Raw genomic sequence first — 19,964 nt, forward strand, 5'->3', positions numbered from 1 at the left:
GAAAGTCACATAAAGAGAAGGTGCAGTGACTTTCGAAGTATTTTAGCATAAAAAAGAACTCGCCAGACGTATGACAAGTTCTTTAGTGTGCTATTGCTGAATTGCTGCATCTAAAGCGATTTCAATCATTTCGTTAAATGTAGTTTGACGCTCTTCAGATGTTGTTTCTTCACAAGTGAAGATATGGTCGCTTACTGTTAATACAGATAATGCATTTACACCATATTTAGCTGCTAATGTGTAAAGAGCAGTCGTCTCCATCTCTACTGCTAATACACCGTAATCTCCAAGTTTTTTAACCATGTCCATGCTTTCACGATAAAATACATCTGCTGTTAATACGTTACCAACACGAACGTGTAATCCTTTTTCAGTTCCAGCATCGTAAGCTTTCTTTAAAAGATCGAAGTTTGCAGCTGGTGCAAAATCAAATCCTGGGAATGTTAAGCGGTTCATATTAGAATCTGTACAAGCTGTCATTGCGATAATAACGTCACGTACTTTTACATCTTTTTGAATTGCACCACAAGTTCCAACGCGGATTAAATTTTTTACTCCGTAGCTTTGGATCAATTCGTTTACATAAATAGAAATAGAAGGAACACCCATACCTGTACCTTGAACAGATACACGCTTTCCTTTATAAGTTCCAGTGAAACCTAACATGCCACGCACGTTGTTATAGCAAGTAACGTCCTCTAAAAATGTTTCAGCGATATATTTTGCACGTAATGGATCACCAGGTAATAGAATAGATTCAGCAATTTCGCCTTGTTTTGCTTCAATATGTACACTCATGAAAAGTCCTCCTTATTATGTATTGATAGAAATCAATATCATTTGCATTATACACTACGACTCCTTTCAATCAAAATCTTTTTTATTTGTAATATGTGCAAAAGAGGAGGATTTCATAAATCATAATCTAGAATATATATTTAAGAGGTTTTGCATGGATAAAGACAATAAAAATGGTAGGTGATATTTTGAAAAATCTTGTCATTGGGCTTATTGCACTAGTACTTGTTGTGGCAGGAGGATTTTACATAAAAAAATATCAAGAAACTGTAGAAACGACCGGAGATGTTCAAGAAGTGAAATGGGATGTGGAAAATAAAAAGGGAAATGAAAAAGTCGATATTTCGTTTCAATTGCTAAATAAAATGAATAATGAAGTTCGTGGTGTAAACGATCAAATTCGGGCAGTGATAGTGGATGGGAATTTGAAACACATACAACAAACGAAGCCTATATTTGCTGGAAATGGATCGTATAAGCTATCTTCAGATGTAGCGAAAGGTGAAGAGTACACGATATTTTTGTATGAAGATGAAAACAAGTCTGTGGAATCATTTTCTAAGAAAGATTTTGGTGAAGAAAAAAAGGAGAAAAACAAGGACAAGAATAAAAAGAAACTACCTGTCGATACTGTACTTACAAAAAATATAGGAGAGTATCAAGTGTCTCTTTTATTCGGTGCATTACATCCGAATGAGGCAGTGACATTAACACTTCAGTTTCAAGCGAAAAAGGGAGAAAAGCTGAAATTAAATTCAGGGAGAGGTGAAGTCAACGCTCTATATATCGTTGATGAAACGAGGGAACATTTTTTATATGCCATTCCTGTTGATACGGATGAGCAATTACAATATCGTATTACATTTCCTGAAGAAGGAACATATAAAATATGGGGGGATTTCTATATAAATGGTAAGAAGTATGAAAAGGAGTTTAGTATACAAGTTCAAAAACGAAAAAACAGCTAAGTACTTAGCTGTTTTTTCGTTTTCCTATTAATTTTGTTACAGAGAGCATTGTAATTGGTAAAGAATGATTCTTTCGAAATGCTAAATATTTTCCGCTCCATGCAGGTTTGTATTTTTCTTTAAAATGTCGTAAACCACTGAAGCTATATGTGTAACGAACGTTATTAAATATTGCAGCAGCAACTCGTTCAGACCAGAACGATTGCGTTGATAAACCGACATTTGAGAGTGGTGCCATACCAATATTAAAGGAATGGTATTCATTTTCTTTTGCCCAGTGGAATAAGTGGATGAAGATTGCATCCATAATTCCGCTAGGGGCATCTGGATAATAACGCATTAAATCAACAGATAATATGCCACTTTGATATACTGGCATAAAGGTTGTGAATGCAATGATTTTTCCTTCTGCATCAGATAATGTAGCGATAGGGGCACGACTAATATAATCACGATCGAAGTACCCAAGTGAAAATCCTTTCTCCTTTTTCCCGCCGAGCCAAGCATCAGACACTTTCTTTAATTCCTCGTATAATTCGTCTGAGAATGGCGGCTTATGAATAGAGAATGTATAACCTTCTCGTTCAAAACGGTTGAAAGTAGCTCGCATACCAGCACGTTTTTTTCCTGTTATTGTAAACGTATTTAAATCAACGACAGCCTCTTCGCCAAGTTTAAAGAAGTTGTAGCCGAAATCGTGATATAAGCTCATCCATTTGCTTTCAATTTGATAGAATACGCAAATATACCCAAATCGATCAGCTTCAGCTAAAAATTCTTGCAACACAGTGCGATAGGAGGATGGATCACCAATTGGATCACCTAGTACAACAAGACGTTTTCCAGTAATTGAAAAGAGAAGAAGTGCTTTTCCGTCACTACTAAAGAAGAACTGTTTATCTCCTAAAAAACCTAAATGACTAAGTACATTCCCGCCATGTTCCTCTAAGAAGTTTTCTAACCTTTTATCATTAGCTGGTTGCCCGGGAAATTCACTACGGTAACGATTGGCAATTAGTGAACCGATAAGTAAAAAAGTAGGAACGAAAAAGGCGGCTGCTAATGCACTTCGTTTCACTTGTGTAATATTTCGAACGACAAAATCGGGTTGGAATGCTTCTTTTGCGCCTGCAAATAAAACACCTAAGTTTTTGTATAAATATAACGTAAGTAATAAGAAGATAAACACTTTTACGATGTCAGAAAGAGAGACTTCCATTTTCTCGCGTGCAAATCTTTTGCGAAGCATATACAACACAGCAAGTACGATTAATAAAATAAAGGTTTCTTCAATATCAATTCCTTTTAGGGTATTAAAGATTGCTGCTCCAATTAAAGAAACAATCGTCATATAGTAAGAACGCTTTGTTCCATAATATATGCCTCGCGAAAGAATCAGGAGGAGAATACCGAATGTTAATGATAAGCTAAAAGAAAATTGAATAAGATGCTTTGGAGCTAAAATATGTAAGGCGTGAGCTCGATTTATACTAGTCGGTAAAATTGTTGATAGAATAACCATTAAGCCAGCGAATACGGTTAAAGCGGCGGATGCCCATGAACCTAATTTCCCTAAAAAATCACGTTGTAAAGTCCAAATTACACCAGTGGTTTCTAATGCAGGTGCAATAAATGGTTTGTCTTCAATTTTTTTTATGGCCGCTCCTGTCATTTCAAATGCTGCAAAAATGAGACCAAGGCAGAATGGTAAGATGTAATAGACAAGTCGATATAATAACATAGCGGGTAGTAATACGCCCGTATCAACTCCGTATTGTCCTAGTCCGGTTAAGAAAACAAGATCAAATGAACCAAGGCCACCTGGGACAAGACTTACGACACCAGCTAAAGCAGCGATTACATAAACACCTAAAAACTTTTGAAATTCGATATCAATTCCAAACAATATTAAAATGACGTACATAACGATACCAGCAGATACCCACTCGACTAATGAAACTAATGAATATAAAACAGTTGGATTTTTCTCTTCTTCTTCATCATCTTTTCCCTCTGTCTGTTTTGTTTTTCTATTTTTAATTTTAGAAAACCCAATATATATAGGAACGAAAAGAGCAAAGAAGATAAGAACAGGCCATAACAACGGTTTTTCGTGCAGAATAAAACTTGTGTCTAATATTCCAATAAGGCCGAGGAATGACAGAATGGCTAATCCGTTAATAAAGGCAGTTGTCATCCAAGCAATGCTTTTAACAAGTTTCCCATTCTCTTTTATATGCGGACGATACAGCATTGTACGTACACCAGCACCAACAAGACCTCCAAAACCGAGAAACCCATTTAAAGTGTTAGCGATCCATGAGATGCGAAAAATCTTTTGGACAGGAATATCTGCTTTTAAGTAACGAAGCATAACAAAGTCATAAAAGAACATTGTTGACACGGCAAATGCACCGAGTGTAATTGCTAAAAAGACTCCTCCAGTTGGAATGTTTTTAATTGTTTCAATCGCTTCTAAAAAAGAAATACCTGATAATTCTTTTTTTGCTTGAAAGAATACAATAGTTAGGACAACAAATGGGAAGATTATTTTCCCGATTTGTAAGAAACGTTTCCATGAAAACGACATAAATACAACTCTCCTTGTGTAAGAAAACTGAGACAATAATATTATTATGACAAACTTCAAGAAAAATAAAAAGGTAATTTCCTGTATATGAAAGCTATTTTTTATATAGGTTATATTTGAAAGAATATTTCGTTTATTGGAAAATTAAGTTAGAATAAAACAAAAGAAGGAAGAGAGGGAGAATAGATGATTATAATAGGTTATGCAGGATATGAGTTAGAGAAAGAAAAACCTAATACATCAGAAGATTTTTTTAATAGATCTGAAGTGACATATATATTAAATAATCAAGAGAAAACCTTTTCTGTCTTATATGTTCGATATTTTGAAGAAGTTTTACAAGAAATTACTCCTTTTGAAGGAAATCCAGTTTATAAAGTAGAAGAACAAAACGTATATTTACGAGATATTGTAGCGATTGCTTGTTTAGTGAACAATAAAGAGCTACGCGCGCAGAAGCGCTTGTATCTCAATGAAGTAACAGACTTTCAACGATACTTTGACGAGGGAACAGTGGTGAAAGTACAAGAAATATTAGCTGAATTACATAAAAATAAAAGAGTAGAAATAGCGTAAAACGGCAAAGGAGAGAGAAGCCATGTCTAATTCGATGGTTGAAAATCAAACAGAACAAGTTTCTATATTTTTAGAAGATGTTATTACCTTGATAACGAATTATGTAAATTATCATACGTTACCTTCTTTATTGGAGGAGACACCAACAGGAAACGAGCAATACTATAAAGGAATATTAGCATCAATAAGAAGACTTCTTGTTTTTTGTGAAGAAGGACTTGATGCATGTTTTGTTTTGTTGAATAGCCAACCATTTCGAAAGGCCGCAGCTGAAAAAGTTTTATATAAGATTTACCATCAAGTAATTGCAGAGTTTTTTTCGCCAAAGAATGATCATTGGTATGAAAATAGTCGTTCTGCTTATACCGGGAAAAATTCTATTGTTTTTCAGCAAACACCACCTGTGTCCATAGAACAAGTGATGAAGGAGTTAGAAGGCAAGTTTCAATTGATGCGTGAAGAACTAGAATATTATGAGACAGATTACCAAACAAAAATGTTGCACAAATATTAATTAAGGAAAAGAAGCTAAGGAAACTTAGCTTCTTTTCTTTTTGTCCAGTTATATAAGGGATTTTAATTGAATATAGTTAAAGTGGATAGCATCAAGGAGGTGTGACATGAGTCAGCAAGGTGTATTTACAGATTACTTTCATGAAGTAGAGAGCTGGTGTGAAAGTGTTCTTCATGTATTAGATAGCCGTGCAATGGAAGTGTATGATGTCCATATGCTTGCTTATAAAATTCAAACGTTATTAGAGCGTATGAAAGAGCATGAATACGACACAGATGCCGAGTTTATGTATGAAATAAGTGAGGATGTAGAACATATTCAGCACCATTTACAGGAAGTATTTATGCAAGAAGGAGAGGAATATGAACTATGTGAAAGAGGGGATAGCGAACGATCTGTTCCGATAGGGGGGCATACCCTTCCGCCATTACCTTATCCATATAATGCGCTAGAACCGTACATTTCACGAGAAATTATGATGTTACACCATGATAAACATCATCGTAGTTACGTGGAAGGATTAAATAAAGCAGAGAAGATGATGGAAGAAGCGAGAAAAACAAATCAATTTGATTTAATTAAGCATTGGGAAAGAGAAGCGGCTTTTCATGGATCAGGTCATTACTTACACACGATATTTTGGAATAACATGAAAAAAGATGGTGGTGGGGGTCCACGAGGGGCATTATCACAAGAAATTGAGAAGGATTTTGGGAGTTACTTACGTTTTCAAAAACATTTTACAGAGGCGGCTTCGAAAGTTGAGGGGTCTGGATGGGCAATTCTTGTGTGGGTGCCTCGGTCGGGAAGGTTAGAAATTTTGCAAAGTACCCTTCATCAATTATTTACACAATGGGATACGATACCACTTCTTGTACTTGATGTATGGGAACATGCGTATTATTTACAATATCAAAATCGAAAAGATGAATATATTAAAAATTGGTGGAATGTTGTAAATTGGCCAGATGTAGAAAAGCGATTTGAAATTGCGAAACAAATTGAATGGACACCGTATTAGACGCATATCCCATGCGTCTTTTTTAGTGGAGGTGGAAGGAAGATTTCGTTCATATTTTAAAAGGCCAAGCATACACTTGTACAAAAAGTGCCAAAAGGACGTGGGGGGAAATATGAGACGAATTTGTATAATAATTACGCTAATTATAATGTACGCAAGCCTTATGCCGATTCCTACATATGCAAAAATGAACAGTGGTGTCAGTGCTCGTAACGCAGTCTTAATGGAACAGCAATCCGGTCGTGTGCTATATGGAAAATTAGAACATGAGCCACAAAAAATTGCTAGTATAACAAAAATTATGACAGCATTGTTAGCTGCTGAATCAGGAAAAATGAAAGAACTGGTATCGGTTAGTAATGAAGCGGTACGAGTAGAAGGATCGGCAATTTATTTAAAGCCTGGACAGAAAGTGAAGTTAGAGGATTTAGTATACGGTCTCATGCTTAGGTCTGGTAATGACGCAGCGCAAGTAATTGCTGAAAATGTAGGAGGGAGTATAGATGGGTTCGTATATTTAATGAATGAAAAGGCGAAAGAAATTGGCATGAAAGATACTCATTTTTCAAATCCGCATGGCTTGGATGGTGATGGATCCCATTATTCATCGGCCTATGATATGGCACTTTTAACAAAATATGCAATGGGGAACGAGACTTTTAAGAAAATTTTTGGGACAAAAACGTATAAATCAGATTCTTGGGATTATCCGTGGAAAAATAAACATAAGCTTGTGACATCTTATTATGAATTTGCAACAGGAGGAAAAACAGGTTTTACGAAGAAAGCAGGACGGACGCTTGTCACAACGGCCTCAAAAAATGGACTAGATTTAATTGTCGTAACTTTGAGTGCTTCTAGTGATTGGGATGATCATATGAATTTGTTTGATAAAGGTTTTGACCGTTTTAAGCAAACAAAAGTTTTAGGACAAGGAGCAATTGCTGAAATAAATGAAAAGAAATATGCCAATCATGTTTATACGAAAAATAGTTTTTCGGTACCGTTAACGGAAGAGGAAAGAAAGAACGTGGTATTAAAAGTTGAACTCGATAAAAGTGCAAAGCTTACAGATGGAGTAAAAATTGGAAAGACGGATGTTTATGTTGGCAATGAGAAAGTTGGAGAACGGAATTTATTTTATAGTAAACGGAAGTTAGTAGCTACAACGGGAATGTACTGGAATAATGTGAAAGAAATTTTTTCTTACATGATAGGTGTTGGGAACGATGGTTAATCTCGTATGGGTAGCGATGGCAGTTATAGGGATTGTGTACGCCATGATAAATGGAACGATGGAAGAAGTGACTAAAGCTGTATTTGAAGGATCAAAAGACGCGGTAACAATATGTATAGGGCTTATTAGTGTTTTAGTATTTTGGCTGGGCTTAATGAAAATTGCAGAGGAGGCAGGGCTGTTAAAAAAGTTAGTTGCACTTTTTATGCCGATAGTAAAAAGGTTGTTTCCAGAAATACCGAAGGATCATCCATCAATGGGATTTATTTTATCAAATATGATGGCGAACTTTTTTGGATTAGGTAATGCAGCAACTCCTCTTGGTATTAAAGCAATGGAACAGCTTAAAGAGCTAAATGGTGGGAAAGATTCCGCAAGTCGTTCCATGGTGACGTTCCTAGCATTAAATACGTCTGCAATTACATTAATTCCGACTACAGTAATTTCAATTCGAATGACTTACGAATCAGCGAATCCTACTGAAATCGTTGGTGTAACATTCATTGCACAAGTGTTATCGATGATTGGAGCAATTTGGATTGACCGCTATTTTTACCGGAGAAGGAGTAGAAAGGGGCGGAAAAAATGAGCATTGTAAATACAATTTCGTTATGGGTAATTCCTTGTGTAATTGGTTTTATCCTTTTATATGGAACGATAAAGAAAGTTCCGACGTATGAATCGTTCGTTGAGGGAGGAAAAGAAGGGATTCAAATTGCAGTTTCAATTTTACCGTTTATGGTTGGAATGCTTGTATCCATTTCGATTTTTCGAGCGTCTGGAGCGTTAGATGCGATGATATCTGTAATGAAGCCGATGTTAGACTTTATTCACGTCCCAGCGGAAATCGTTCCACTTGCACTTATACGTCCGATTTCGGGATCTGCTGGTTTAAGTATTACGACCGACTTAATCGCTACATATGGGCCAGACTCGTTTATTGGTAGGTTAGCTTCAACGATGCAAGGTAGTACAGATACGACCTTTTATATATTAACAGTATACTTTGGGGCTGTTGGTATTAGAAAAATGGGAGATGCATTAAAGGTAGGACTTTTTGCAGATTTAATCGGAATTATTTGTTCAATCGTGTTTGTTTCCCTATTGTTTCGGTAATGCTATTCATTTTTTGCGCTATTTCGCTTATAATATGTATACGACCACTATTAACGTGTAGTTTAATAGTGGTTTTTTTATGCGGTATTTCTGACAAAATGGTGAACTTTTATTGTGAGAAATATGAAAAATATGGACAATAATAAAGGGTAAAAACATGATTTGGCCTTTATATGTTTATTATCATTGCTATGTTGTTTAAGTGAGATGGAGCAAATAGCCGTAAAGCATATGCGGTTGCCAAGTCTTTCTAATGTAAGGTAAGATAAATTCGAGGTGAAAAAAAGAAATGGAACGATTACAAAAAGTGATTGCACAAGCAGGTATTGCATCGAGAAGAAAGGCTGAGGAATTAATTCAGCAAGGGAAAGTGAAAGTTAATGGAAAAATAGTGAAGGAGTTAGGAACAAAAGTAACTCCTCAAGATAAAGTAGAAGTAAATAACATTCCTCTTGAAAAAGAAGAACCTGTTTATTTTTTACTATATAAACCAACTGGTGTAATTTCAAGTGTATCAGATGATAAAGGAAGAAATGTTGTAACAGACTTTTTCCCTGAAATTAGACAACGTTTATTCCCAATCGGACGCTTAGATTATGATACGTCTGGCGTATTATTGATGACAAATGATGGGGAATTTGCAAATGTATTAATGCATCCAAGATATAAAGTTGAAAAAACGTATGTTGCGAAAATTAAAGGGCCATTAACAGGTGAGAAAATTCGCATGTTAGAACGAGGTGTTGCATTAGAAGATGGAAAAACAGCACCAGCACAAGCGAAAATTATTTCTTGGGACAAGCGTAAAGAGATGGCAATTGTACAATTAACGATTCATGAAGGACGTAACCGTCAAGTACGTCGTATGTTTGAAGCGTTAGACTGTAAAGTTGTGAAATTAAAACGTGAACGTTATGCTTTCTTAGAAGTAGGGAGCCTGCGACCTGGTGATGCGAGAGAATTAACGCCACATGAGGTGAAACAATTACGTGCGCTTGCTTCTACAAAGCCAAGATAAGCTATAGAGTTACAATTTCACCAGTGGAGTGCTCTGCTGGTGATTTATTCAATACAACATTTACAGAAAAGAATACATACCATTTACGGGGGAGAGAAGAGACAATATGAAAAAAAATCGCTTATTATTTCGTGTTATCATTCTGCTCATTTTAAGCGGTGCTGTAGGATTTACACTCTATCAAGGATTTTTCGCTGATAAAGAGAAAATGCAAATTGGAAAAGAAGCACCTAATTTTATTGTGACGGATTTGGAAGGAAAGAAAATTGAACTAAAAGACCTAAAGGGAAAAGGGGTATTTTTAAACTTTTGGGGAACTTGGTGTAAACCTTGTGAAAAAGAAATGCCTTACATGAATGAGCTATATCCGAAATATAAAGAAAAAGGTGTTGAAATCATCGCATTAGATGCAGATGAAACGGATATCGCGGTGAAAAACTTTGTGAACCAATATGGTTTGAAATTCCCCGTTGCAATTGATAAAGGGCAAAAAATCATAGGGACATATGGAGTAGGACCGTTACCAACAACCTTTTTAATTGATAAAGAAGGTAAAGTAGTTGAGCAAATTATAGGTGAGCAAACGAAGGAACAACTAGAAGAGTATTTAAAGAAAATTACTCCGTAATAAAGAAAGCCTTTACATAAGAGGTGGGCACCTATAGTGCCTCTAGATTAAAAATTCTGAGTATTGCGGTAACTCAAGGGTAGAATATACAATAGTACATATAGATACAGGGGCGGTGAGAATATTGAAAGAAATTAAGTGTGAATGTGGACATGTGAATCCGATAGGAACCATTTTTTGTGAAGCTTGTGGAAATCCATTTGAAAACAATGAAAATGTAAAACTGTTGGATATGCGCTATGAGGGAAGTGCACGGAGGTCTCTCACACATACAAAAACGATAGTAGATAAAATCTGGAGTTTTTTCTCTTCTGTAAAAGTAGGTGTATGGCTCATTGTAATCACTTTAGCGGCATCGGCGATTGGGACTATTTTTCCGCAAGAAATGTACATAACTCCAGGGATTGCACCAGCTGAATATTATAAGACCGAGTATGGATTTTTAGGACAATTATACTATCAATTAGGATTTAATAATTTATATGGATCATGGTGGTATATGATTTTAATTGCTTCCATTGGTATTTCACTCGTTATATGTAGCTTAGACCGTGTCATTCCTCTTTATAAAGCATTAAAAAAACAAGGGGTGAAAAGACACCCAAGCTTTTTAAAGAGACAGAGATTGTACGGAACTGGTTCGCCGCAAGAGGGCGACTTAGAACGAGTTCAAATCAATTTAAAGAAACGTAATTATAATGTGAAAGTGGAAGATGGGAACGTTTTAGCGGAAAAGGGACGTTTTTCCCGTTGGGGTCCATATATAAACCATATTGGTCTTATTATCTTTCTATTCGGTGCAATGCTACGTTTTTTACCGAGTATGTATGTAGATGAAGCACTTTGGTTACGTGACGGTGAAACGAAAGAAATACCAGGCACAGATGGTCAATACTATTTGAAAAACGAAAAGTTTATCAAGGAAGTTTATGATAAGAGTAAGGATAAAGAAGTTTTTGATGAAGCAATTGATCGTGTTGGTGATAAAATGATTGCGAAAAACTTCCAAACAAATGCTGTATTATATAAAGCGGTAGGAGAAAATATAGCGGGTCAAAAACCAAAATTAGAAAAGGTAAAAGAAGCTGAAATTCGAGTGAATGAGCCACTCAAATTTGATCAATTTGCTGTTTATCAAGTGGATTACAAAGAAAGTGAATTTAAAAGCATGTCGTTCCATTTGCAAAACAAAGAAAATAATCAAAAGTGGGGACCGATTAAAGTAGATTTAGCGAATCCTACAGAAAAATATGATTTAGGAAATGGGTATTCTCTAGAACTATTAAGCTATTTTCCTGATTTTTATTTTGATGAGAATGGAAGGCCGAATACGAAAACGAAATTACCGAATAATCCTGCATTCGTCTTTAAAATGTTTACCCCGGAAACACCAGAAGGTGAAGTTAGTTTCGTCGGTATTCAGCAAAACATAGAGCCTGATGGGAATAATAAATATAAAATGTCATTTGCAGGTGTGGAAATGCAAAATGCAACAGCTCTTACGGTAAGAAAAGATTTGACACTTTGGATTCTCGGTATTGGAGGATTTATATTTATGGTTGGTGTGATTCAAGGTATGTATTGGAACCATCGCCGTATTTGGATACAACGTGTTAATGATGAATGGTGGGTTGCAGGCCATACGAATAAAAATTGGTTCGGCTTAAAGAAAGATATTGAAAGAGTACTAGAAGGAACAGCGATTCCACAACCACACGATAAAATGAATGATAAAAAAATTAGTTAAGGTGGGGAAACGATATGGTACAAATAAGTAGTAATTTTCTGTTCGCCGCGTTCATCTTATATTTAATTGCAACTTTATTTTTTGGAGGAGCAATTAAAGAAAAAGGTCATAAGTGGGCAAATGTAGGTATAACTATAGCAATTTTAGGATTTATTGCGCAAATAGTATATTTTGTTACAAGATGGATTGCATCAGGACATGCACCAGTTAGTAACTTTTTTGAATTTGGTACATTTTTCGGCATGATGCTTGTGGGAGCTTTTATCATTATGTACTTTGTATATCGTGTAAGTATTATTGGTTTATTTGCTTTACCGGTAGCTCTTTTATTAATCGCTTATGCAAGTATGTTCCCGAGAGAAATTTCGCCGCTTATCCCATCTTTAAAGAGTAATTGGCTACATATTCATGTAACGACAGCGGCAGCGGGACAAGCAATATTAGCAATTAGTTTTATTACAGGCGTAATGTATTTACTGAAAAATGTAGATCAATCAACAAGAAGTAAGCGTACATTTTGGTTAGAGACAGTAGTTTTTACACTTGTTTGTACAGTTGGATTTATTGGAGTAACAACTGTATTTTCGAGTATGAAATACGAAGCGAAGTTTCAATGGATTGATAAAAATGAACAACAAGTTGAGATGAAGTATAATCTCCCTGCTTTAGTTGGACCGCACGAAGGGAAGTTAATGACAGAAAATAAATTAGAGCCAACAGTTGAAGTCCCAGCGATTGTAAATGCGAAAAAATTAAATACTGTTATTTGGTCAGTGTTAGTCGGAACACTACTTTATATTGTATTAAGACTTGTTTTACGTAAGCGAGTGTCAGCGGCACTTCAGCCGTTAGTAAAGAATACGAATAGTGATTTATTAGATGAAATCGGATATCGTTCTATTGCGATAGGATTCCCAGTGTTTACATTAGGAGCATTAATCTTTGCAATGATCTGGGCTCAAATCGCTTGGACGCGCTTTTGGGGTTGGGATCCAAAAGAAGTTTGGGCGCTTATTACTTGGCTCTTTTATGCTGCGGTATTACATTTACGTTTATCTAAAGGATGGCATGGAGAAAAATCCGCCTGGCTTGCAGTAATTGGTTTTGCAATCATTATGTTTAACTTTATTGTAGTAAACTTAATTATCGCGGGTTTACATTCATATGCATAGAGAAATAAAATAGGAGAGTGTATGTCACTTTCCTATTTTATTTTTGTCAAATTTTCTTCTTTTTTGAGAAAAACATGACAAAGTAGCGGTTGATTCTGTAAAATGATGTCGAGGACCAAATATACTGTTCAAAAAAAATACATAGTTTTGGAAAAAAAATGAACAAACTTTATTATTCTTGTGAAGCATAATATGGGAAGTGGAACGTTAAAAAATGCTTAATTAAACGAGGATAGGTGCAACATTATATTGTAGAAGGGTAGGTGTAAACCGTTGTGGTAAAAGTACGCAGCGGGTAGAAATGGAAAATGAATCAAGAATTTTAATTGTAGACGATGAGGATCGTATTCGTCGTTTATTAAAGATGTATTTAGAAAGAGAGCAATACACAATTGAAGAAGCGGATAATGGTGATACAGCTTTAGAAATGGCGTTACAAAATGATTATGATTTAATCCTATTGGATATTATGATGCCTGGTAAAGATGGTATCGAAGTGTGTAAAGGGATTCGTGAGAAGAAAGCGACGCCAATTATTATGCTGACAGCAAAAGGTGAGGAAGTAAATAGGGTACAAGGGTTTGAAGTTGGAACGGATGATTATATTGTAAAGCCGTTTAGCCCGCGTGAAGTAGTACTTCGTGTGAAAGCGGTATTACGCCGCGCTGTACCAACGACATTTTTCACACAAGATACAACGACGAAAGATGTTACTGTGTTCCCTCATTTAACAATTGATAATGATGCGCACCGCGTTACAGCGGATGGTAATGAAGTAAACTTAACACCGAAAGAATATGAATTACTATTATTCTTAGCGAAAGCTCCGGATAAAGTTTTTGACCGTGAGCAATTGTTAAAAGAAGTATGGCAATATGAGTTCTTCGGAGATTTACGTACAGTTGATACACATGTAAAGCGTTTACGTGAAAAGTTAAGTAAACAATCACCAGATGCAGCGAAGATGATTGTTACCGTTTGGGGCGTTGGTTACAAGTTTGAGGTTGTGAACGACTGATGCTTTGGAGAAGTGTAGTAGGGAAGTTATGGATGACCATATTACTTCTCGTTTCGTTTGTTCTTGGATTTGTTGCTATTTTACTTTCGCAGTTTTTTAGAACGTATTATGTTGATATGAGTGAAGCTAGACTTCAGAAAGTTGCAACAAGTGTCACGGAATTAATTGAAGAAGGTGCCGATGTAAAAACGATTGAGGATATTGCTTACAAATTTTCTGATCCACTTTCAAGGATTATCATTGTAGAAGATGGTAAGGAAATTTCTTCTTCGCCGAAACAAGAAGGATTAGTTACTCTTACAATAGATGATTTGAAAAATGATAAAGAATTAGCAGCTGTTTTTACAGATAAAAAGGATATTAAGAATAATATTAGAAAAGCTTCTAATAGTAGGAAGAATAAGAACACTGAAAATGATATTATGATCGTCGGGAAACCAGTACAGTCAAAAAATCAAAGTGCGGTGTTTGTATATGAATCCTTGCAAGTTCCAATACAAGGTATGGAGAGAACGACTGATTTTATTTTCTTATCAGCCGGGATTGCGATTATTTTAACAACTTTCTTTGCATTTTTCTTATCTACTCGAATTACGGCACCGCTTCGTAAAATGCGTGAGGTTGCATTTGAGGTAGCGCGCGGGAAATTTGATACGAAAGCCCCTATGGTGTCGCAGGACGAAATTGGTGAGCTTGCAACTGCTTTAAATCAAATGGGGAAACAGTTGAAGTTTAATATGAATGCCCTGCAGCAAGAAAAAGAGCAGTTAGCTAGCATTTTGAGTAGTATGGCAGATGGTGTTATTACGTTAAATCAAGAAGGTGAAGTCGTTGTTATCAACCCACCGGCAGAACACTTCTTACAAGTTTGGCAAGAAGAAAAAGAAGTAGAATTAAGTAAAAAACTTCCTTCTGAACTTGTTGAACTATTCCATCTCGTTGTAGAAAGTGAGCAACAACAAGTTGTTGAAATTAATTTGCAAAAAGGTAACTACGTAGTTCTTATGACACCGCTTTACAATCAAACAAAAATTCGTGGAGCTGTAGCAGTATTGCGAGATATGACGGAGGAGCGTCGTCTTGAGAAAATGCGTCAAGACTTTATTGCGAATGTATCACATGAACTTCGTACACCGATGGTAATGCTTCAAGGATATAGTGAAGCAATTTTAGATGATATTGTGCAAACGAAAGAAGAAATTAATGAGTTTGTTCAAATTATTTATGAGGAATCTGTTCGTTTAGGTAAACTTGTAAATGAGTTATTAGATTTAGCTCGTATGGAAAGTGGAAATGTAGAGTTACATATAGGTGAAGTAGATATTCATCCATTTGTCGAAAAAATTGGCCGTAAATTCCAGGGGATTGCAAAGGATAAAGAGGTCCAATTAACAGTGGATTTCCAAAGTCCAATTGAACAATATCCGTTTGATGCAGACCGTATGGAACAGGTACTGACGAATTTAATTGATAATGCAATCCGTCATACAAATGCAGGTGGACATGTTACACTTGTAATTAATACGAAAAATGGTGGCCTTACTTTCGAAGTGCAAGATTCAGGTGCCGGTATTCCAGAAGAAGATATTCCATTCTTGTTTGATCGATTCTATAAAGCTGATAAAGCGAGAACGCGCGGGAAAAAAGTTGGAACAGGACTTGGGCTTGCGATTGCTAAAAATATTGTTCAAGGTCATGACGGGAAGATTTTTGTATCAAGTGTCGTTGGAGAAGGAACTATATTCTCTGTGTATTTACCAAATCGTATAATTTAGATATGTATGTTTTTTTAAGTTGATCGTGAATAAAAGCTTTACTGTTTTTTTATTTTTTTGTAAGCGCAATTAAATAAAGAATGGTAGAGTTTTTTTCTTTAATAATCAGAATGAAAATAAAAAGAGAGGTGCCATAATGAAATGAAACTTTATACAAAAACAGGTGATAAAGGGGAAACGAGTGTCATAGGTGGCCGAGTGGATAAAGATCATATACGTGTAGAAGCTTATGGTACAATTGATGAGGCAAATTCTCATATCGGATATGCCATGTCTAAATTACAAGAGGAATGTTTTCGTAACATTTATAACGAACTTGAAAATATTCAACATGAACTATTTGATTGTGGAGGGGATTTAGCAATAGTAGAGAAGAAAATCCCCTATAAAGTAACGATAGAGATGGTCCAGTATTTAGAAAGACGAATTGATTCGTATACAGAAGAAGCGCCGCCGTTAGAGCGTTTTATTTTACCAGGCGGTAGCGAGGTATCGGCTGCACTACACATTGCACGTACAGTTATAAGAAGGGCAGAACGTTGTATAGTGTCATTGCAAAAAGAAGGAGAAACCAATGAAATTGTTCTAAAGTATGTAAATAGGTTATCTGATTATTTATTTGCGCTTGCTAGAGTAATAAATGCACGTTTACAAGTGAAAGATGTGGAATATAGCCGCAGTGCACTTGTTTTTCGTAATAAAGAAGAGAAGGAAGTGGAGTAATACACTTTCTTTTTTTTGTATACTTTTTTCTATAATATCCCACAATAGAGAAGGTATGACGGTTATTAGAAAACGGAGGATGTATATGAAAGCGTTAAAATGTGGCGTGGTGATATTGAGTGTATTATTTTTATCTCAATTACATGTTTACGCTGAAGAGAATCAGTGGATATGGCCTGTTGATGGGCAGATAAGTGATTATTTTGGGACAAGACATGGGAAACACTATGGTATTGATATAGCTGCGCCTATTGGAACGCCTGTTGCAGCTATTCAAAATGGTAAGGTGACAAAGTCTTATTTTTCAAGTAGTTATGGAAATGTTGTGTTTATTAAACATGGAGAATATGAGGCTGTTTATGCGCATTTAAATAAGAGATATGTAGTTCAAGGGGATAACATTTCAAAAGGAGAGCTAATTGGAGAGGTAGGGGATACAGGAGAATCGCGAGGAGCGCATTTACATTTAGAAGTGCATCAAGGGAGATGGACGATGGAGAAAAGGAATGCGATGAATCCGTTGCTTGTTTTAAATGAACAAAAAAATCAAGTTGTGTCATCATCACTATATGTTGTACAAAAAGGTGATACTTTAGTTGGTATTGCTCGGAAATTTAGTATGACAGTTGAGGAAATTAAAGTGAGGAATGGATTGCGACAAGAGCAAATTTATCCGAACCAACAATTATATGTCAAGTAAAGGCAATGTCACAAAAGCATAACTTTTGAATAGATTTATTTTCTTCTGATTTAAGATTGCGTTAGTAAAGGAAATTATATCGACTTAACAACAAAATGCGACAATAAGAGTAACCTATCCCTAACGAAAAACCGTCCCAAAAGATCTTTTGGGACGGTTTCTTTTACCAAAAAATAAAGACACATATAAATCCAGAAATAGCTAAGTAGCTATATAAGTAAAAGACTTTTGTTCTTGTTTTTTCTTTTGTCCGAAATAGTACGATAGTTGGTTCAATTAGACCAATTGTAAGACAAAGTAAACCAAGAAGCATAAAGCCAATTGAAAGAGAATACAGGGCGATTTGTGGTGCTTGAAATGGAATCATCCATTTTAATAAAAATGCAATAAGTGCAGTGTAACAAATGCTACCGATGTATTTATTCAATGGTGTATCAGAACGGAAACCAGGAAGTTTTTTGGAAAACGGACGGGAAACAACTTCCGTTTGTAAAGATGTATGTTTTTCAATTATTTTTTGAGCTTCTTTTCCTTTTTGGAAAAGGGATAAAATCCAGTTTCGCTCACCTTGAAAAATAAATTGAGAAGTTGTTAAATAGTGATCAACTTTTACCTTATTCCAACTCTTCCATGGATGACGCTCACACAATTTTAATTTACTTTCTGTTTTTTTATCATACTGATAAATACTTATGCCATCTGGGTCAAAACTAGCGTAGTATGTCTCTCTTGAGAATGTGCCTAGATCAATTGGACAGTAGAAAAGTAATTCTTTTTTCAAATAAAAGTATTCTTTTCTTAAGTTCTTTTTCATTGCTTCTCGAATAGAGTGTCTTTTATCTTTCTTCATGACATTTCCTCCATAACTCAGAAAATGTTCTTATCTTAACAATTCAACATCTTATCACTTTTGACGACATATGACTAGGGGATTCATAAGAGAAATACCGAATTATAAAAAATATGGGTTGTATTGTAAAATATAGTGATTGTTTCTTTAGTTATATAAAATTAATAACTTATTTTTAGTAAGTTACACTTTTTTTGTTCACAATACGATCATGTTGTTGTATAATGAAGTGGAAAATAGAATATCGGTCTATCTTCGGGGCAGGGTGAAAATCCCGACCGGCGGTGATGAACAGTTAATAATTTCGTTCTAAGCCCGCGAGCCGTTAAGGCAGGATTTGGTGTGATTCCAAAGCCGACAGTATAGTCTGGATGGGAGAAGATGGAGGTTCAAGCGTTCAAAAAAGATAAGTATTTGAACGTCTGTTTGATGTGCCTTAAAATTCTCCCTTTGTGTAAATCACAAAGGGTTTTTTCGTTCTATGAAAAAATAGGCATAGCAGAACCTTTCCACTTTCCATGAGAAGATCGATGGAAAAGGAGAGAGAAAGATGAAACAAAAAAACAGTGTAATGCAGATGGTGAGTGTAGCGATGCTAAGTAGTATTGCGTATTTACTAATGATGTTGGAATTTCCATTCCCAGGGCTTCCGCCATTTTTAAAAATTGATTTTAGTGATGTACCAGCTTTAATTGCGGCGATTATTTTTAGTCCAATCGCAGGCGTGATTGTACAAGCGATAAAAAACATTTTACATTACGGAATTCAAGGGAGTTTAACGGGAGTGCCAGTTGGAGAAATAGCGAACTTTATAGCGGGATGTTTATTTATCGGTCCAGCAGCATTCTTATTCCGAAAATATCGCACAGTAAAAAGTTTAACGACAGGATTAATGCTAGGAACGATTACTACGACAGTTATTATGAGTGTGTTAAACTACTTCATTATTTTACCAGCGTACACTTGGTTTTTAAATTCACCAGCTATGTCTAGTGATATTATGCGACAAACTATTGTAACGGCGATATTACCGTTTAATGTAATTAAAGGAATTGTTGTAACAATTGTATTTGTGGCATTATTTTCACGCTTGAAAGTATGGGTATTTGCAAAAATGAAAAATGCTTAAAAATATTAAACCATTGGCAGCGTAACTGCTAATGGTTTTTTTGTTAGTGAGAATGAAAAAGAGAGCAAAAAATCCCCCTCATAAGTATGAGGGGGATTTTTTAAAGTTAATAAAAGACTATTCGAATTTTAAAGAGTCGCCGTCAAATGATTCGTCAGCAACTTTAATTGAGTCAGTTGGACAACCTTCGAATGCATCCATCATATCTTCAATTAATACATCTGGAATTTCAACGATACCTTGGTTATCGTCTAATGTTACAAATGCAATACCTTCATCATCATAGTCATAAATGTCTGGTGCAGCAGCACCACAAGCACCGCATGCGATACAAGTATCTTTGTCAACGATTGTATATTTTGCCATCTTTTTTCCCTCCTGATA

20 protein-coding genes and 1 riboswitch are annotated in these 19,964 nt (G+C 35.6%); of the genes, 16 read left to right on the top strand and 4 right to left on the bottom strand.

Annotated features, from left to right (window positions below; genetic code table 11):
• Positions 1–90: 90 nt before the first annotated feature.
• Positions 91–798 carry a purine-nucleoside phosphorylase gene (gene deoD / locus FT637_RS08190; protein ID WP_193645856.1) on the bottom strand — a complete coding sequence of 236 codons (708 nt, stop codon included), beginning with the start codon at positions 796–798 and terminating at the stop codon, positions 91–93.
• Positions 799–971: 173 nt separating this feature from the next.
• Here deoD and FT637_RS08195 point away from each other — a divergent pair, with 173 nt between their 5' ends.
• Positions 972–1,766, top strand: a complete 795-nt coding sequence (locus FT637_RS08195) for a hypothetical protein (protein WP_193645857.1) — start codon at positions 972–974, stop codon at positions 1,764–1,766.
• A gap of 4 nt (positions 1,767–1,770) precedes the next feature.
• Here FT637_RS08195 and mprF read toward each other — a convergent pair whose 3' ends face one another.
• Positions 1,771–4,356, bottom strand: a complete 2,586-nt coding sequence (gene mprF / locus FT637_RS08200) for a bifunctional lysylphosphatidylglycerol flippase/synthetase MprF (RefSeq protein ID WP_193645858.1) — start codon at positions 4,354–4,356, stop codon at positions 1,771–1,773.
• Positions 4,357–4,542: 186 nt separating this feature from the next.
• On the opposite strand from mprF, the gene FT637_RS08205 reads away from it, so the two are divergent.
• The 14 genes from FT637_RS08205 to FT637_RS08270 all read left to right on the top strand — a co-directional run bounded on the left by FT637_RS08205 (position 4,543) and on the right by FT637_RS08270 (position 17,601).
• Entirely contained in the window at positions 4,543–4,932 is a 390-nt protein-coding gene (locus FT637_RS08205; protein ID WP_193645859.1) for a hypothetical protein, read from the top strand.
• A 22-nt stretch (positions 4,933–4,954) separates the two neighbouring features.
• Positions 4,955–5,446 carry a YpuI family protein gene (locus FT637_RS08210; RefSeq protein ID WP_193645860.1) on the top strand — a complete coding sequence of 164 codons (492 nt, stop codon included), beginning with the start codon at positions 4,955–4,957 and terminating at the stop codon, positions 5,444–5,446.
• Between the two features lie 106 nt (positions 5,447–5,552).
• Positions 5,553–6,467 carry a superoxide dismutase gene (locus tag FT637_RS08215; RefSeq protein WP_193645861.1) on the top strand — a complete coding sequence of 305 codons (915 nt, stop codon included), beginning with the start codon at positions 5,553–5,555 and terminating at the stop codon, positions 6,465–6,467.
• Between the two features lie 112 nt (positions 6,468–6,579).
• Entirely contained in the window at positions 6,580–7,704 is a 1,125-nt protein-coding gene (locus FT637_RS08220) for a D-alanyl-D-alanine carboxypeptidase family protein (RefSeq protein ID WP_193645862.1), read from the top strand.
• Positions 7,697–8,293, top strand: a complete 597-nt coding sequence (gene spmA, locus FT637_RS08225) for a spore maturation protein SpmA (protein WP_193645863.1) — start codon at positions 7,697–7,699, stop codon at positions 8,291–8,293. The genes FT637_RS08220 and spmA overlap by 8 nt, the downstream gene beginning before the upstream one ends.
• Positions 8,290–8,820, top strand: a complete 531-nt coding sequence (gene spmB / locus FT637_RS08230) for a spore maturation protein SpmB (protein WP_002086660.1) — start codon at positions 8,290–8,292, stop codon at positions 8,818–8,820. The genes spmA and spmB overlap by 4 nt, the downstream gene beginning before the upstream one ends.
• A 289-nt stretch (positions 8,821–9,109) precedes the next feature.
• Positions 9,110–9,838 (top strand): 23S rRNA pseudouridine(2605) synthase RluB, encoded by a 729-nt coding sequence (gene rluB / locus FT637_RS08235; protein ID WP_002011753.1) that lies wholly within the window; start codon positions 9,110–9,112, stop codon positions 9,836–9,838.
• A gap of 106 nt (positions 9,839–9,944) precedes the next feature.
• Positions 9,945–10,466 carry a thiol-disulfide oxidoreductase ResA gene (resA, locus tag FT637_RS08240; RefSeq protein WP_193645864.1) on the top strand — a complete coding sequence of 174 codons (522 nt, stop codon included), beginning with the start codon at positions 9,945–9,947 and terminating at the stop codon, positions 10,464–10,466.
• 121 nt (positions 10,467–10,587) lie between these two features.
• Entirely contained in the window at positions 10,588–12,213 is a 1,626-nt protein-coding gene (gene resB, locus FT637_RS08245) for a cytochrome c biogenesis protein ResB (RefSeq protein WP_193646240.1), read from the top strand.
• A 14-nt stretch (positions 12,214–12,227) separates the two neighbouring features.
• Positions 12,228–13,385, top strand: a complete 1,158-nt coding sequence (gene resC, locus FT637_RS08250) for a cytochrome c biogenesis protein ResC (RefSeq protein WP_193645865.1) — start codon at positions 12,228–12,230, stop codon at positions 13,383–13,385.
• A 301-nt stretch (positions 13,386–13,686) separates the two neighbouring features.
• Entirely contained in the window at positions 13,687–14,403 is a 717-nt protein-coding gene (resD, locus tag FT637_RS08255) for a DNA-binding response regulator ResD (protein ID WP_002158614.1), read from the top strand.
• Complete coding sequence (gene resE, locus FT637_RS08260) at positions 14,403–16,178, top strand: sensor histidine kinase ResE (protein WP_193645866.1); 1,776 nt, start codon at positions 14,403–14,405, stop codon at positions 16,176–16,178. Before resD ends, resE begins: the two co-directional genes overlap by 1 nt.
• Positions 16,179–16,319: 141 nt before the next feature.
• Positions 16,320–16,901 (top strand): cob(I)yrinic acid a,c-diamide adenosyltransferase, encoded by a 582-nt coding sequence (locus FT637_RS08265; protein ID WP_193645867.1) that lies wholly within the window; start codon positions 16,320–16,322, stop codon positions 16,899–16,901.
• An 85-nt stretch (positions 16,902–16,986) separates the two neighbouring features.
• Positions 16,987–17,601: a peptidoglycan DD-metalloendopeptidase family protein gene (locus tag FT637_RS08270; protein ID WP_193645868.1), complete on the top strand. Its 615-nt coding sequence runs from the start codon at positions 16,987–16,989 to the stop codon at positions 17,599–17,601.
• A 163-nt stretch (positions 17,602–17,764) separates the two neighbouring features.
• Here the strand turns inward: FT637_RS08270 and FT637_RS08275 are convergent, their stop codons facing one another.
• Positions 17,765–18,451 (bottom strand): hypothetical protein, encoded by a 687-nt coding sequence (locus tag FT637_RS08275; protein ID WP_193645869.1) that lies wholly within the window; start codon positions 18,449–18,451, stop codon positions 17,765–17,767.
• A gap of 247 nt (positions 18,452–18,698) precedes the next feature.
• Positions 18,699–18,838: riboswitch (FMN riboswitch) on the top strand.
• A gap of 163 nt (positions 18,839–19,001) precedes the next feature.
• On the opposite strand from FT637_RS08275, the gene FT637_RS08280 reads away from it, so the two are divergent.
• Positions 19,002–19,580 carry an ECF transporter S component gene (locus FT637_RS08280; RefSeq protein WP_193645870.1) on the top strand — a complete coding sequence of 193 codons (579 nt, stop codon included), beginning with the start codon at positions 19,002–19,004 and terminating at the stop codon, positions 19,578–19,580.
• Positions 19,581–19,697: 117 nt separating this feature from the next.
• Here FT637_RS08280 and FT637_RS08285 read toward each other — a convergent pair whose 3' ends face one another.
• Positions 19,698–19,946, bottom strand: a complete 249-nt coding sequence (locus FT637_RS08285) for a ferredoxin (protein WP_001151994.1) — start codon at positions 19,944–19,946, stop codon at positions 19,698–19,700.
• Positions 19,947–19,964: the final 18 nt, after the last annotated feature.

Source organism: Bacillus cereus, from assembly GCF_015071065.1.
Taxonomy (GTDB): domain Bacteria; phylum Bacillota; class Bacilli; order Bacillales; family Bacillaceae_G; genus Bacillus_A; species Bacillus_A cereus_BA.